Origin of the sequence: Arthrobacter sp. A5, assembly GCF_051131705.1 — a bacterium.
GTDB lineage: Bacteria > Actinomycetota > Actinomycetes > Actinomycetales > Micrococcaceae > Arthrobacter_M.
Genome location: NZ_CP180316.1, coordinates 84,682 through 97,871, shown reverse-complemented (window position 1 = coordinate 97,871; position 13,190 = coordinate 84,682). Strand labels below are relative to the sequence as shown.

Genomic DNA, 13,190 nt, shown 5'->3' with positions numbered 1-13,190 from the left:
GGACACCTGCTCGTGCCTCGGAGGGCCGATGGGCGCGACGTGCCTGACGCTACCTTCGCCTGCCTGACCTGACCACATTCACGCGCCTGGACGAGCTCGGACTTGAAGTCATCGTGCAACGACTCGAGCCAGATTGCGCTGTCCTCGCCCGCCGAGTCGTCGATCCCGACGACTCGGCGGGCTAATTTCGTCGGTGCGGACGCGAAGGGGCACCGCACGACAGCGTGACGTTCCAAGCACGCGTTCAAGCAGTGGCTCGCGGGCCGCCCCGAACCCTGGCGCCGCGATCTGGCGGTCGTCGCGATGGACGCCCTCGCCGGGTTCAAGACCGCCACCAGCGTAGAGCTGCCCGACGCCGTCGCGGCGATGGGCCCTTCCACGGCGTGTGCCTGGCCGCTGCCGCCCTGGATGAGTGCCGTCGCCATGGGGTGGCTGCGTGGGATCCAATGCGAGGGAGGCATTCCCCCAGGCTGTAGAGATCAACCACATTCAGGTCCGCGATGAGTATCGCGGGCAGGGGGTCGGCAGCGCCTTGATAACAGCAGCGGAGCAATTAATTGGGCGACAGGGATTGCGTCAGACAGCGGTCGGCGTGGCCGATGACAATCCCAACGCGAAACGTCTGTACCTGCGCCTGGGTTACCGCTCGACCGGGGTCTTCGATGTGAGCGGATACGAATGGGCCACGGACGGCGGAACCGTCCGACATGCCATCGAACGCGACCAGCTGCTCGTCAAGGACCTGATGCTGTAACCAAAACTGCGAAGGGCCATCTCTGCATCGAGCCGAATCGCTGAAGTAGTGCGTCCGTGGACCCATGGCGCTACTCGCTTGACATGATGTGCCGTCAAAAAGCTTGTCGATAGTGTCTCCATTCAGCTCGAAAACCGACACCGTAAGCGGAACGATCACCAGGACGTCTCACCTTTCCGAACCGGGTTGCTGACGGAACGCTCTCACGATGGCTGTCACCAGCGACGACGGACCGTTCCCTTGGGCCCGGCGACCATGCTCGCTGCCGGAACGTCATCGGCAACGACGGTGCCAGCCGCGATAACGGCGTCACGGCCGGTGGTAACGCCGGGCAGGATCATCGCACCGGCCCCGATCCAGACGTTCTCCGCCACATCGATCGGCGCACCCGTGAGAAACTGACGCCGTTCATCTGGGACATCAGGATGCCCCATCGTGATGAACGTGGCCTTTGGCCCGATCATCACACCCACGACGAGCCGCCCCCAGTCGACGGTGGCGAGCCATTCGAAGAGGGTCATGAGGAAAGTCTCGCGCGATCCGTAGCTCAGAAGCCACTCGCGGATCACCGTCCAGGGTCAGTGCTCGATCGCTTTCGGATCTCGGCAAGAACTTCATCGAGGACGTAGCCAGGATGCACTTCGATGAGCTGGCAGCCGTTGGCTTGACACAAGTCGCGCTTGCGGGCATCCCGCTCCATCTGTCGCTCGTAGGCGAGCTGTCCACCGAACGGCTCACCGGGCGGCTGTGCTGCGCGCCTGATATTCGATGCCGATGTTCTGGTCCGGCAGATAGATGTCCAACGATTGCTGCCCGAGCCAGCTCGGGCGACTTTGGTGAATCACTCGGCGTTCTGGGAATGCTTCGCGCACCGACCGTACATGGGCCACGAAATCGGCCCGGACTGGTTGCTCAGCCACCGCCCAATCGCCGGAGGTGCGTCACGCGAGGTAGACGCCCAGAGCCTCGAGCAGGCCCCGGCTGCCTTCCTCGCGGCCTGGCCCGTCGGCCCAGAACTGGTCGAAGAAGACGCCGTGCTCGACGTGCGTGAACCGGGTGTCCTCGTTGATCGGCTCGAACTCGAACGACGCCACGGACGTCGACATGTGGACCCCGTCGAGCCACATGTTGTACGTCGTGACGATGCGGACGTGCTCGACGATGTCGGTGTACGTGGCCTCGTACCGCGAGACCGGACCGTCATGAAACGTCCCCTCGGCGACGTCGCGTCCGCCGACGCGGAAGTCGAACGCCCACTCGCCGGGCTCAATGGTGTCGCCGGCGCCGTACCAGGCCAGCTTCTGGTCCTCTTCGGCGAACGCGTCCCAGACGCGCTCGAGAGGAACGGGGTAATCGCGGGTCAGGGTGAACCCGGCGCGGGCCAGTCGGCGTTCGATCGTCATGAGTGCGTCCTATCGCGTGAAGGTGACGTGGGTCGTGCCACTCTCGGCCACTTCCGTCGTCACCTGGTGGGTGAGTTCGAGGCCGCGCAGGTCGTCCCACAGTCGATTGCCCCGGCCGAGGAGGATCGGGGCGACCATGAGGTGCAAGTGGTCGACCAGGCCGGCGCGCAGGAAGTCGCGCGCGGTGCTGTGCCCACCGCCGACGCGCACGTCCAGGCCGCCGGCAGCCTCGGTCGCCTCCGCGAGCACGTCCTCGATTGCGGCGCTGCGGAAGTGGAACGTCGTTCCGCCCTCCATCGGGATCGACGGACGCGGTGCGGTGTGGGTGAGGACATAGACCGGGGTGCCGAACGGCGGCTGGTCACCCCACCAGCCCTTCCAGTCCGGATCGTCGGGAAACGAGTGCAGGCCGAACATGGTCGCGCCCATGATCTCGGCGCCGACGCCCTCGAAGAACGCGGCCGCGTAGGAGTCGTCGATGCCGGTCGTTCCGGTGCCGCTGGTGTCGCCGAAGACGCGCTCGTGGAACGTGCGGGTCGCGGCGTAGGCCGCCGTGAGGCGCGCCCAGTCCTCACCCATCGGATTTTCGGGGGCGTGGTCGGTCGTCGAGGTGTAGCCGTCCAGCGAGATGAACAGGTCGATGCGCACGCGGGTCATGTCAGATTTCCTTCGTGGTGGTGCGGGTCAGGTGGATGCCGAGCCGGTCGGCTTGGCGTTCTGCGGGGGTTCGTTGCTCGCCCAGCCACAGGTGCAGGACGTCGAGGGCGCCCGGTCGCAGGCTCACGGTGCGGACGCGTCCGTGCTTCTGCGACGTGACCAGTCCCGCGTTCTCGAGGACGCGCAGGTGCTGCATGAGCGACGGCAACGCCATCGAGAACGGTGCCGCGAGTTCGGACACGACGGCTGGGGACTTCGCCAACCGTTCCACGACGGCCCGGCGCGTCGGATCCGCGAGAGCGCGGAGCACGGCGTCGAGCTCGTCGTAATACTTAGGCACATATCTAACTATTATTGAAAGGCAGGGATTCGTCAACCGGCTCGGGGTGACTTGTGCATAAGTGAAATGTCCAACGCTAAGGTTTTGCCGTTTCGGGGTCCGAGGAGGAACGGTACGGAAATTCACGCTAAGGGGTCGGCGGCCTGCGAACAGGGTGCCGTTGGTAATTTGCCTGTCATCATTTCAGCGGTGTGGTGACGCTGTCGCGCCGTGGGGGTTGAAAATATGGCCGTGGCTGGCTCCCGCCCTGTCGTTGGGGTGATGGTGGGCGAATAATTGTTTTTGTCTGTTGCGGTTGACGCCGGTTCTTCTTGGTGCCGAGTTGGAGCCTGTTTTTCAGCGTGGCGTGGAGGGCTTCCACGGGAACCGTGGATTGTTGCTTCGAGCACGAGTGCTAGATTCCTGATTTTCTCCCTGTCCTCCCCGTGGCAGACACTCATATGTACCCAGAGTTGAAGAAGGGTTACGGGAATGGACATTGTGCATGAGCGCTCCGTTGGGATGGATATTTCCAAACGTGACGCGAAGGTTTGTCTCAGGGTTCCAGGTAAAGTCAGGGGCCAGTTCACCTCGACAGTGACGACGTGGGGTGCCACCACGAATCAGATTCTGGCCTTGCGCACGTTTCTGGAGGAACAGAACGTCACGGTTGTGGTGATGGAATCAACCAGCGATTACTGGAAGCCGTTCTATTATCTCCTTGAGGGGAGTCTGCCGTTGATGCTGGTCAACGCCAAACACGCGAAGAATTTACCCGGCCGCAAGACCGACGTTTCCGACGCCGCCTGGCTGGCTCAGCTCGGAGCGCATGGGTTGCTGCGTGCCTCGTTCGTTCCCCCCGAGCCCATCCGGGAATTGCGGGACCTAACCCGTGCTCGGGCTGTCACCGTTCAGGATAGGACGCGGGAACTGCACCGGCTGGAGAAGTTCCTCGAGAGCACGGGCATTAAACTCTCCGGCGTTGTCAGTGAGTTGACCGGTGTCTCATCCAAGGCGATGTTGGAGGCGCTAATTATGGGAGAGCGGGACCCGCAGGTACTGGCACAGTTCGCCCGCGCGAGTATGAGGTCAAAGATTCCCGAGCTCACCGAGGCGCTCACCGGGATGTTCGGCAACCATCACGCGTTCATGGTTCGTATTCATCTGGACCGCATCGATCAGCTTGACCAGACCATCAAGGACTTCACCAAGCGCGTCGAGACGATGATCGAGCCCTTTCGCGCAGCGCGGGAAGCGCTGATAACCATCCCGGGAGTCTCGAGCTTGGTCGCCGACGTGATCATCGCCGAGACCGGCGCCGACATGAGTGTCTTCCCCACCTCAGCGCATCTGGCGTCCTGGGCTGGTGTCTGTCCAGGCTCCAATGAGTCCGCCGGCCGGATCAAGTCGACCAAGATCATGCCCGGCAACAAGTACCTGAAAGCTGCTCTGGGTATCGCCGCGATGTCTGCTTCCCGAAGCAAAAATACCTACCTCAGCGTCAAGTACAGGCGAATTGCCGGCCGGCGCGGCCGGGTCAAAGCGATCGTCGCAATCGAGCACGTCATCCTCACCGCTACCTGGCATATGCTCGCCAATGGCGAGATTTACCAGGATCCCGGAGCCGACTACTACCTCAAACGCGATCCCGAACAAGCCAAGAGCAGAGCTATCCGCCAGCTCAAAACTCTCGGTTACGAGGTCAGCATCACACCAGCAGCTGCCTAACTCACCTCTACTTTCGTACTAGCTCAAAACTCTCGGTTACGAGGTCAGCATCACACCAGCAGCTGCCTAACTCACCTCTACTTTCGTACTAGAAGGTGACTGCACAGTGATTCCGTGTCCGTAAGGGGAACGCTAACCGACGCACCTCCTCGCCCTGAGAGTCATAGCTCTTCGGAACGATGTGAGCTATGTGCCAGCGCCATCGCTTTACCTATCATGTTGACTATGAACATTGAGGAAGTAGACGAGCGAGATAGTACCTGGGAGCAGCATGACTCCATTTTTCGGGTCTACTTCGCCAAGGGAATCGACCGCGCAATCACTACAGTTGACGTTTCCGATGCCACTTTCAGCGAAGTTCACAAATGGGCAAAGGAAAAAGCTGCCGATGACACACTTATCGCGATCGCACTTGTCGGTCGCGACGCCCGGGGGCTAAAGGGTTTGACGTGGTTGTTTGGGACGGACCCGAACGACCAGTCGGCAGCCGATATTGAGTTCCGGATGCGTGCGGAAATGATCGCAGAAAGCTCCTCTACCGGACTTTTATAGCCTGGGCGGGTTTGTTCTCGATCTTTCGTGGACTGACAGGTGTCCCCGATGTAGACCGTGCCACAGTCCCGTAAGCCGGTCGGCGGACGGAGCCGCTGAACCCAAAATGGTGGTTTTGAGACTTCGCATGGGTAGCGTTCCGCAGCGGAACGCGCTGTGGGACTGGTTGAGCCCGCGGTGAGCGGGCTCGCGGTCCGCTGTGGAACCCCTTGGCGTTTCGGCGCCATCTCCGGAGCGGATGTCACACGCGAGCGTTGGTCGGTGTCTTCATGTTGAAAGACCCGATCCATCGACGACATTGGAGCAGGAGCAGATATGACCAGCGAGACACGCATCCCCGCGACTAAGATCACCGGCGTGTACGGAGCGATCGTGAAGTTCGCAGCCCGCAAGATGATGGGCCACGTACCAGATTCGGTGGGCGTGTTGTGGCACAACCAGGCCGTAATGAAGGACGCCATGGGAATTGGACGCAAGGTCGAGGGCTGGCGCGAGCTCAAACCGGACCTCGCGTCGTACGCGGCTATGGCATCGGCTGCCACGATCGGCTGCAGCTTCTGCCTGGACTTCAACTACTTCATGGCGCACAATCACGGACTTGACGAGACAAAGGTCCGCGAGGTGCCCCGCTGGCGGGAGTCAACCGTTTTCACGACGCTCGAGCGCCAGGTCATGGAGTACGCGGAGGCGGCGAGCCAAACGCCGCCGGCAGTTACTGACGAGCTGTCGGCGGTGCTCCTCGGTGAACTCGGGCCCGCGGCGCTCGTCGAGCTCGCGGCGCGCGTGTCCTTCATGAACATGACGGCTCGTATGAACGTCACGCTCGGCATCCACTCCGAGGAGTTCGCCGCGGCGTGTGGCCTGCCTCCGTTGACCGTGCCGTCGGCCGACTCGGCCGCCGCGTAGGCTATGGGCATGAGCCGCGCCGGGCACGCCGATGACGATCAGTTCGTCGTCCACCGGAGCCTCCTGTTCACCGTTGCATACGAACTCCTCGGCTCGGCCGCTGACGCCGAGGATGTGCTGCAAGAGTCCTGGCTCCGGTGGGCGTCGGTCGACCCGGTCTGGATCCGTGAGCCGCGGGCTTACCTCGTGCGCATCGTGACACGGCAGGCGCTCAACCACCTCCGCACCGTGTCGCGGCGTCGAGAGGAGTACGTCGGGGAGTGGCTCCCCGAACCGCTCCTGACCAGTCCTGACGTCGCGGAGGACGTCGAGCTCGCGGAGAGCGTCTCAATCGCGATGCTTACCGTGCTTGAGACGCTCGCGCCGACCGAGCGCGCCGTCTTCGTACTGCGCGAGGTGTTCGACGTGCCCTACGAAGAAATCGCGGATGCCGTCGGGAAGACCCCGGCGGCCGTGCGGCAGATCGAGCACCGCGCGAAGGACCACGTCTCGGCGCGACGCCCAAGAATACGTGTCGTCGACTCCGAACACAAGGACGTCGTCGACCGGTTCGTGGTCGCGCTTAACACGGGCAATCTTCAGGGCCTCATGGACGTGCTCGCGCCCGACGTCGTGTCGGTCGCCGACGGCGGTGGCAAGGTACGGGGGGCCGCTCGTCGCCCAGTCATCGGTGCTGATCGGCTCGCGCGCTACCTCGTCGGTAGCATCTCGAAGGTGGAGGGCGAACTCGTGGCTTCCGCAGTATGGGTAAACGGTCGGCCCGGCATCCGAGTCGAGTTGAACGGGCAGCTTGTGGCCATTACGAGCCTCACCGTCGAGAACGGGCAGATTACACGGGTCTGCTCGATCGCCAACCCCGACAAGCTCAGCCGAGTCAACGAAGAGACTGCCCTCAGCCGATGATGGCGTTGCAGACTGGTGTGGCCGAGGCAATTACCCCGTCCCAGCACAACCTGACGAGTCACCCAGGGGCGTTTGAGAAAACGGAACTTGAACTACGCTAAGCCGATTTTTGCGGTCCGGTTAGCGTGGTCGGGGCTCCATTTTCCGCTCAGCGGCCGGCGGCGGGGATCCACCCGTAGAGCGTCGGGATGGAGACCCCGACCTTGTGGGCGACGTCGGCGGCAGAGGTGCCCTGGGCGAGGAGCTGTTTCGCCGCGGTGATCTTTCGGTCAGTCATGAGGCGTTTTGCGGCCGGGAGGGCGCCCGTTCTTACGGGAGGACTAGACTCCAGCGCGGGTGCGTTCAACGGTGAGCTCCCGTTCCATCTGAGGGAGGGAGGCCATGACGTGGAAGAAAAACCGGCCGGCCGGGGTCATGGTGTCAATCTGGTCGGTAAGGGAACGGAACCCGATCCCGGTGGCCTGGAGCTGGTCGGTGAACGCGCTCAGGTTCTTCACGTGATCAGCAACTAGTGTTCCGTGTTAATGGTTTGTTTGCGTTTCATCTTGCCCAGGAGATACTCCGCTGACTTGGTCCAGGTGAATGGTTTGGCGTCCTGGTTGTAGTTCTCGATGTAGCGTTCCATGGTTTCCTCCAGCTCTTTCACGGAGCTGAATGCTCCGCGTTTGAGGCACTGGCGGGTGATGATCCCGAAGAAGATCTCCACCATGTTCAGCCAGGAACAGCTGGTCGGGGTGAAATGCAGGCTCACGCGCGGGTTTTCGGCCAGCCAGTCCTTCACGTTCTGGTGCTTATGGGTCGCATAGTTGTCGCAGATGACATGCAGCTCAACCCCGGGGTGGGCGTGGGCGACCCGGCTCAGGAAATCGACGAACTCGATGTTGGTGTGCTTTGGGTAGAAGGCGTTCGCGCTGAGTTTGCCGGTGAGAACCTCCAAGGCGGCGAACAAGGTGGTGGTGCCGTTGCGCTTGTAGTCGTGCGTCTGCTGCAGCGGGTGGGTCGGGGACAGCGGCTGGTCCGGGCCGGTGCGGGACAGTGCCTGGATTTGGGTCTTCTCATCAATGCTCACCACCACCGCGTTTTCCGGCGGGGACATGTACAGGCCCACCACGTCCCGGAGCTTGGACTCCAGGGCCGGGTCGGTGGAGAATTTAAACGTCTCGATCCGATGCGGCTGGATCTTCCAACGGCGCCAGATTCGGGCCACGGACGAAAAAGAGATTCCGTGGCGTTCGGCCATGATGCGCGCGGACCAGTGCGAGATCCCCAGCTCCGCCGGCGGGTTCCCGTCATTGGTCAGGGTGTCGGCAATCAGGGCGAGTTCGTCGATCTCCCGCTCCCGGCCCGGGCGCTGGACATCGGACAGGGCCTCGATCCCGCCCTCGGCATAGCGGTTGCGCCACTTCAAAACCGTGGGCGCCGAAAACCCGGTGATCTTCTCAATCTGGACATTCGGCATCCCGTCAGCAGCCAACAAAACCGTGCGCGCCCGCAACGCCAACGTCGCAGTGGAAGAATTCCCACGAGTCAACGCTTCCAGGGCGCCCCGGTCCCCGTCGCGCAACTGAAGTGCCTTTGCCAGATAAACCATGGATCAAGTCTGACAAACAATCAGACCCAAAGGAATCAACGACACGCTACACTAGAGCGTGCCTCCTAGATCGCATAGCTGTGTGAGAATGGCGCTGATCGTGATGGCGGCGCGATAGGTGATCAGGATTCGCGAGGATCGGGCCGCCTCAGTTCTCCTAGGATTGGAGTGTGAGCCGCGAAGCCGAAGAACTCAACCGGCGATTGTTGCGCGCCCGTGACGCGATGGACCGGGACTACGCCGGACCGCTCGACGTTCGCGCTGTGGCGGCGGTGGCCCAGGGCGATTATCGCTGGCTAACCGTTCGCGTACCTGGCGGTGGTGCCACCGAAATCTCACTTGAGCAGCCCGGTCCGCCGCTACACGACGAAGAGACGGCAGACCGAATCCGCGAGTTGATCACCAAGGGTGCTCTGGGCGGCGGACTCGTCTTCATCACTGACAACGCGCGCGCGATGTACGACACGCTCCGTGAGCGGGGCGTCACCGATTTCACCCAGGAGCCCACCGAGCACTTTTACGGTACTGACATGGGCGTTCGAGACCCCTTCGGCAACGCCATCCGGATTCTGCAGCAAGGAAAGGTCTGAACGCAGGGCGCCAACCAAAAAGTCCGGCCCGGAATCCACGGCCGAAGAGCGCGCGGCCGCCCGCCAGGGGGCCAAGGAGCTCAAAGCGCAGGAAGCTGCTGCAGAGGCACTGAAGTCGGTGCTCGACAAGATCCGCCGTGCTCGCCTCTGCGGTAACGCTGGTCGGACACCGGCGATGGCTGCAGGATAGCGCCACGGCGGTCGGCGGCGGGGCCGGCGGGGGGACCGGCGCTGGGGCCGACGGCGGGGCTCGCGGCGGCGGGGCCGGCACCGGGAATGCAGCCTCTGTTTCAGCCTGACGCTACGGCTGGCGGACCGTCCCGCTGGCCGGTCCCGCAATCGTCGTAAGGGAACCAAGCCTGCCGGACGGCGACGACAGCATCGCGTTCAGTGCAACAGCCGCCTTAGGTTCGGGGCAAAGATCCGTTACAGGTCCAAGACCAGTGCGAGGGCCTCGTCGACCCGCTGCATCTCCTCGAGGGTCAGGAAACCGGCCCTCTCACGGAGGCGGTTGAGGTCTACGGCGGCAAGCTGGTCGCACATGACCAGCGTCTGCCTCCCGGCGACGGACACCAGCGGCCGAAAGCTGGTCGCCCGTGCGCTGGTGCTGGTGAAGGCGACGATCCAGGTGCTGAGCGCGAGCCAATCCGGCTGCAGCACGACGGCGTAGCGCCGGCCCTTCTGTTCGTGGCCCTTGCCGCGCGCCGGCAGCCGGTAGACCTCACCCCTCATGCAACGCGGCCATATCCTGCTGGATCGCCCGAATTTCGGAAAGGTCCGCTGCGTCGTCCTTGATGGCACGGGCTTCGGCGGCCGCGACGTGGCGGCGTTCGTCACGCCGCATCGCTGTCAGAGCGGCCAGAATCACTTGGTCGGCGCTCTGGCGTCGGGAAGCTCCGATCTCCAGGAGCAGATCGCGGGTGCTGGTCTGGACCTTGACCGTGGTGGTGTCTGCCATGCTGAAAAGTATACTCCTGGTAGACCATTAGGGAACCGTAGAGAGAACACCGACGATGCCGCACCCGTTGTAGACGGATGCGGCTGCTACAGCGGGTGCGCTCGTCTCTAGCGGGTGCGGAACGGTCCGGCCGGCGAAGCCGGGGTTGACCAATCCGGGACCCGGCCGTTCGTCATGGCCCCTCCTTCCGCGCCCCTCCCCCTCCGCTCTATATTTGTATAGAGCCGAAGGGGACGAGTCCATGCCACAGATGAACGTTCGATTGGATGCGCTGACCATGGAGCGGCTGGAGCGCCTAGCCTTGGGTACAGGGCGCACCAAGACGTTTTACACGACCGAGGCCTTGACGCAGTATTTGGACGAGTATGAGGACTATTTCCTCGCCAAGGATGCTTTGGAAGAATTACTCACTCCAACGACGACGCCGTGGACCTCGCCTCCATCGACTGGCCTCATTGAGCTACGCCGTCCGTTTTACGCCCGGGGCCGCGAAGCAGGTCAAGAACCTCGACCCAGTGGCGGCACGACGGATTCGGCGGTTCCTGGAAGAAAAGCTCCAGCCGCTGGAGAATCCCCGGCTCCTCGGCAAGAAACTGGTCAATGAGGATTTCTGGCGCTACCGCGTCGGCGACTACCGGATCCTTGCCACCATCGATGACCAACAGATCCTCGTCCTCATTGTGGACGTGGCCCGTCGAAGAGAGGTCTATAGGAATCTCTGAACATCCTCACCCTGCCGCGCCTTTTCCGGCAGGCGCTGGCGCTACTTTCGAACCAGCGTCACCCAGGTAAATCCGCCGGGGACCACCGTGACCCGGCCGGAGTGGTCGGCTCCGTTGCCGTTCGGGCCGGCCGGGACAGGGCGGCCGGAGGAGTCGAACGCCTGCTGCTGCAGCTTGAACCCCTTCGGCAGATCAACGCGTTGGACGGCTGTGCGCGCCGCTGCACTGACGTACAGGCTCGAGTCCCCGCCGGGTCCGCTGACAGATACGGAGGAGATTTCCGGCTGGATCAGCAGCGCATCGATGGCTGCGGTCCCGCTGGAACGCCCGACGACGGAGGCCGTGTTTCCGGCCGGCAGCGGCGAACCCAGCGCGAACGGGTAGAGGATCCCCGGCGCTCCTGTCACTCCCTGCGCTCCCGCGCAGGCGTTGGGGGTTGTGCCCAGCATGGTCCGCCCGGACGTCCACGAGGTATTTCCGGCCGGGGCGATGCTGCGGTTGACGATCGGGTAGACGTTGCGGGCCTGGTTGTCGGCGGGAACCGGGATGGTAACGGACCCCCCGGCAGTAAGGTAGACATATGCTCCACCGGATATATTTGCTTCTCCGGTCCAGGTGGAGGCCGGTTTCACCACGGTTCCCCCGGTTATGCTGCCGGATTCGGCCTCCACGACGCTGAGGCCATGGGTGCCGACCGTCTTATTGATGGCGAGGGCCTTGGCCTTAAGCGACGGGTTCGCGTCAAGGGTGAGCATGCTCAGCAGCGTATGGATGGTGGATTCGGCGCCGGAGTTGGGGTTGGTCCGGCCGTCCGTTTCGATCCCGTCGATGGCGGTGCCGGTGGCCGGGTTGTAGGCGGGGGCACCATTGTGGTTGGCCCCGAAGAACCAGGCCGCGGCAACCGCCGCCACGTCCAGCAGCCCGGGCGCATTGGCGGCCTTCGCCGTCGCCACCAGGGACTCAACGCGCGAATCCACGCCGTAGGCAATCTGCGCCTCGCCCGGCGTCGGGCTCCACGCGTTGTCCGGGCCGCCCGCGGCGAGCAGCTGGGGGGTGAACCCAGCGGAGTCCTTGATCGCGGCGGCCAGCAGGTCCGGCCGGTGGAGGACGGAAGAGGCCGTCGCGACGGCGGCCGGGGCCATGCCGCCCCACGCATGCCAGAGGGACTGGGAAGTGACGGAGGGCAGGATGGCGCCGAACGGCCACTGCCGAAGGGAGCCGGAGGGCATCCCCGCGATGCCTTCGGTCAGCTCGCGCAACGCGATGGTGGCGCCATCGTCGCCGGGAGCGGCCGTGACGTACGCGGCGAGACCGAGCACCGCTTCCGCGGAAGCATCCGCGCCCCCGGTGATCAGCCACGCCGGTACCTGCACGCCGTCGGCCACGTAGAAGTGCCCGTACTTTGCCAGCGACTGACGGTTCAGGGAAGCCAGAGCCAAGTGCAGCCGGTCGGCCAGAAAGGCAGCGAACTGGGGGTCCGCGGATTTGAACGCCGCGTACCCCTCACCGAGGGCCCATACCGTCCGGGCCAGCCAGTAGGACTCGGCCGAATCCGATGGATCGGGCAGTTCCACCGGCTTGGCGCTCGGGTTCAGCGTGCCGTCGGCCTGCTGCCAGAGCACCACATTGCCGGCGTTGGGACCGGCTGTGGTCTGCAGGTACGTCAGCGAGCGCAGCGTCTGGAAGGCGTGCTCCCGGCTGCCGGCGTTCCCGGTCTGCTGCCAGTGCCGCAGGTAAACGACGGCCGTACGGGCAATATCGTCGGCATTGAAGGCCCCCTGGCTCCAGTACCCGGTGGCACTGTCAAGGGTGCCGCCTCCCAGCCGCGTGTAGCTGCCGTCGGCGTTCTTGTCGGCATACGTCCACGGCGCCTGCGCGGCCGGCTGCTGCTCCAGCTGGTACGTGGTGTGCCCGCTCATGGATTTCAGCGCGACGGCGTCCAGCAGAAAGTTCAGATGGGCCAGGTTGGTCAACGGGACGGACGACGGCGGCGCAGTTGCCGGTGGCGCGACCGTCACCTGAGGTGCCGGGGCGCCGCGGCGGCCGTTTCCGCCCCGAGCAGCAGCATCGACAAAGCGGCGACGATGGCCACCGGTTTGGTCATTAT

The 13,190-nt window shown here is 63.7% G+C and carries 18 protein-coding genes and 2 pseudogenes; 9 read left to right on the top strand and 11 right to left on the bottom strand.

The genetic code is table 11. The annotated features are described in order from the left end of the window. Positions 1-39 precede the first annotated feature (39 nt). Positions 40-173 (top strand): annotated as a pseudogene (locus ACLLJI_RS00495) (ISL3 family transposase); the annotation flags it as partial. Positions 174-412: 239 nt separating this feature from the next. Next, positions 413-754, top strand: coding sequence for a GNAT family N-acetyltransferase (locus ACLLJI_RS00490; protein WP_434616651.1), 342 nt, complete (start codon positions 413-415; stop codon positions 752-754). 215 nt (positions 755-969) lie between these two features. On the opposite strand, the gene ACLLJI_RS00485 is transcribed toward ACLLJI_RS00490, so the two are convergent. From ACLLJI_RS00485 to ACLLJI_RS00465, 5 genes are all read right to left on the bottom strand, one after another. Further along, on the bottom strand, positions 970-1,323 hold the full coding sequence (locus tag ACLLJI_RS00485; RefSeq protein ID WP_434616649.1) for a hypothetical protein: 354 nt from the start codon (positions 1,321-1,323) through the stop codon (positions 970-972). Positions 1,324-1,488: 165 nt separating this feature from the next. Further along, positions 1,489-1,674 (bottom strand): hypothetical protein, encoded by a 186-nt coding sequence (locus ACLLJI_RS00480; protein ID WP_434616646.1) that lies wholly within the window; start codon positions 1,672-1,674, stop codon positions 1,489-1,491. Between the two features lie 21 nt (positions 1,675-1,695). Next, the gene (locus ACLLJI_RS00475) at positions 1,696-2,157 is read right to left on the bottom strand and encodes an SRPBCC domain-containing protein (protein WP_434616643.1); all 462 of its coding nucleotides are present in this window, start codon (positions 2,155-2,157) and stop codon (positions 1,696-1,698) included. Positions 2,158-2,166: 9 nt separating this feature from the next. After that, positions 2,167-2,814, bottom strand: coding sequence for a dihydrofolate reductase family protein (locus ACLLJI_RS00470; RefSeq protein ID WP_434616640.1), 648 nt, complete (start codon positions 2,812-2,814; stop codon positions 2,167-2,169). Between the two features lies 1 nt (position 2,815). Then, positions 2,816-3,154 (bottom strand): ArsR/SmtB family transcription factor, encoded by a 339-nt coding sequence (locus ACLLJI_RS00465; RefSeq protein WP_434616637.1) that lies wholly within the window; start codon positions 3,152-3,154, stop codon positions 2,816-2,818. A gap of 471 nt (positions 3,155-3,625) precedes the next feature. Here ACLLJI_RS00465 and ACLLJI_RS00460 point away from each other — a divergent pair, with 471 nt between their 5' ends. The 4 genes from ACLLJI_RS00460 to ACLLJI_RS00445 all read left to right on the top strand — a co-directional run bounded on the left by ACLLJI_RS00460 (position 3,626) and on the right by ACLLJI_RS00445 (position 7,222). Next, on the top strand, positions 3,626-4,861 hold the full coding sequence (locus ACLLJI_RS00460; RefSeq protein ID WP_434616634.1) for an IS110 family transposase: 1,236 nt from the start codon (positions 3,626-3,628) through the stop codon (positions 4,859-4,861). A gap of 225 nt (positions 4,862-5,086) precedes the next feature. Then, positions 5,087-5,413 (top strand): hypothetical protein, encoded by a 327-nt coding sequence (locus ACLLJI_RS00455; RefSeq protein ID WP_434616631.1) that lies wholly within the window; start codon positions 5,087-5,089, stop codon positions 5,411-5,413. 315 nt (positions 5,414-5,728) lie between these two features. Beyond that, the gene (locus ACLLJI_RS00450; protein WP_434616628.1) at positions 5,729-6,319 is read left to right on the top strand and encodes a carboxymuconolactone decarboxylase family protein; all 591 of its coding nucleotides are present in this window, start codon (positions 5,729-5,731) and stop codon (positions 6,317-6,319) included. Between the two features lie 3 nt (positions 6,320-6,322). Next, positions 6,323-7,222 (top strand): RNA polymerase sigma-70 factor, encoded by a 900-nt coding sequence (locus tag ACLLJI_RS00445; RefSeq protein ID WP_434616625.1) that lies wholly within the window; start codon positions 6,323-6,325, stop codon positions 7,220-7,222. A gap of 148 nt (positions 7,223-7,370) precedes the next feature. On the opposite strand, the gene ACLLJI_RS00440 is transcribed toward ACLLJI_RS00445, so the two are convergent. Genes ACLLJI_RS00440 through ACLLJI_RS00430 form a run of 3 tightly spaced genes read right to left on the bottom strand, consistent with a single transcriptional unit; the run spans position 7,371 to position 8,813 of the window. Beyond that, positions 7,371-7,499 (bottom strand): transposase, encoded by a 129-nt coding sequence (locus ACLLJI_RS00440; RefSeq protein ID WP_434616622.1) that lies wholly within the window; start codon positions 7,497-7,499, stop codon positions 7,371-7,373. Positions 7,500-7,542: 43 nt separating this feature from the next. Continuing rightward, positions 7,543-7,719: a recombinase family protein gene (locus ACLLJI_RS00435; protein WP_434616619.1), complete on the bottom strand. Its 177-nt coding sequence runs from the start codon at positions 7,717-7,719 to the stop codon at positions 7,543-7,545. A gap of 11 nt (positions 7,720-7,730) precedes the next feature. Then, positions 7,731-8,813, bottom strand: a complete 1,083-nt coding sequence (locus ACLLJI_RS00430) for an IS630 family transposase (protein ID WP_434616348.1) — start codon at positions 8,811-8,813, stop codon at positions 7,731-7,733. A 170-nt stretch (positions 8,814-8,983) separates the two neighbouring features. Between ACLLJI_RS00430 and ACLLJI_RS00425 the strand changes: the two genes are divergently transcribed. Further along, the gene (locus ACLLJI_RS00425; RefSeq protein ID WP_434616616.1) at positions 8,984-9,403 is read left to right on the top strand and encodes a VOC family protein; all 420 of its coding nucleotides are present in this window, start codon (positions 8,984-8,986) and stop codon (positions 9,401-9,403) included. 426 nt (positions 9,404-9,829) lie between these two features. Here the strand turns inward: ACLLJI_RS00425 and ACLLJI_RS00420 are convergent, their stop codons facing one another. Both ACLLJI_RS00420 and ACLLJI_RS00415 read right to left on the bottom strand, forming a co-directional pair. Continuing rightward, positions 9,830-10,135, bottom strand: coding sequence for a type II toxin-antitoxin system PemK/MazF family toxin (locus ACLLJI_RS00420; RefSeq protein ID WP_434616613.1), 306 nt, complete (start codon positions 10,133-10,135; stop codon positions 9,830-9,832). After that, the gene (locus ACLLJI_RS00415) at positions 10,125-10,361 is read right to left on the bottom strand and encodes a hypothetical protein (RefSeq protein WP_434616610.1); all 237 of its coding nucleotides are present in this window, start codon (positions 10,359-10,361) and stop codon (positions 10,125-10,127) included. The genes ACLLJI_RS00420 and ACLLJI_RS00415 overlap by 11 nt, the downstream gene beginning before the upstream one ends. Before the next feature lie 241 nt (positions 10,362-10,602). Here ACLLJI_RS00415 and ACLLJI_RS00410 point away from each other — a divergent pair. Both ACLLJI_RS00410 and ACLLJI_RS00405 read left to right on the top strand, forming a co-directional pair. After that, positions 10,603-10,707 (top strand): annotated as a pseudogene (locus tag ACLLJI_RS00410) (type II toxin-antitoxin system RelB family antitoxin); the annotation flags it as partial. A 109-nt stretch (positions 10,708-10,816) separates the two neighbouring features. Further along, positions 10,817-11,083 carry a type II toxin-antitoxin system RelE family toxin gene (locus ACLLJI_RS00405; RefSeq protein WP_434616607.1) on the top strand — a complete coding sequence of 89 codons (267 nt, stop codon included), beginning with the start codon at positions 10,817-10,819 and terminating at the stop codon, positions 11,081-11,083. Between the two features lie 41 nt (positions 11,084-11,124). On the opposite strand, the gene ACLLJI_RS00400 is transcribed toward ACLLJI_RS00405, so the two are convergent. Beyond that, positions 11,125-13,101 (bottom strand): hypothetical protein, encoded by a 1,977-nt coding sequence (locus ACLLJI_RS00400; protein WP_434616604.1) that lies wholly within the window; start codon positions 13,099-13,101, stop codon positions 11,125-11,127. Positions 13,102-13,190: the final 89 nt, after the last annotated feature.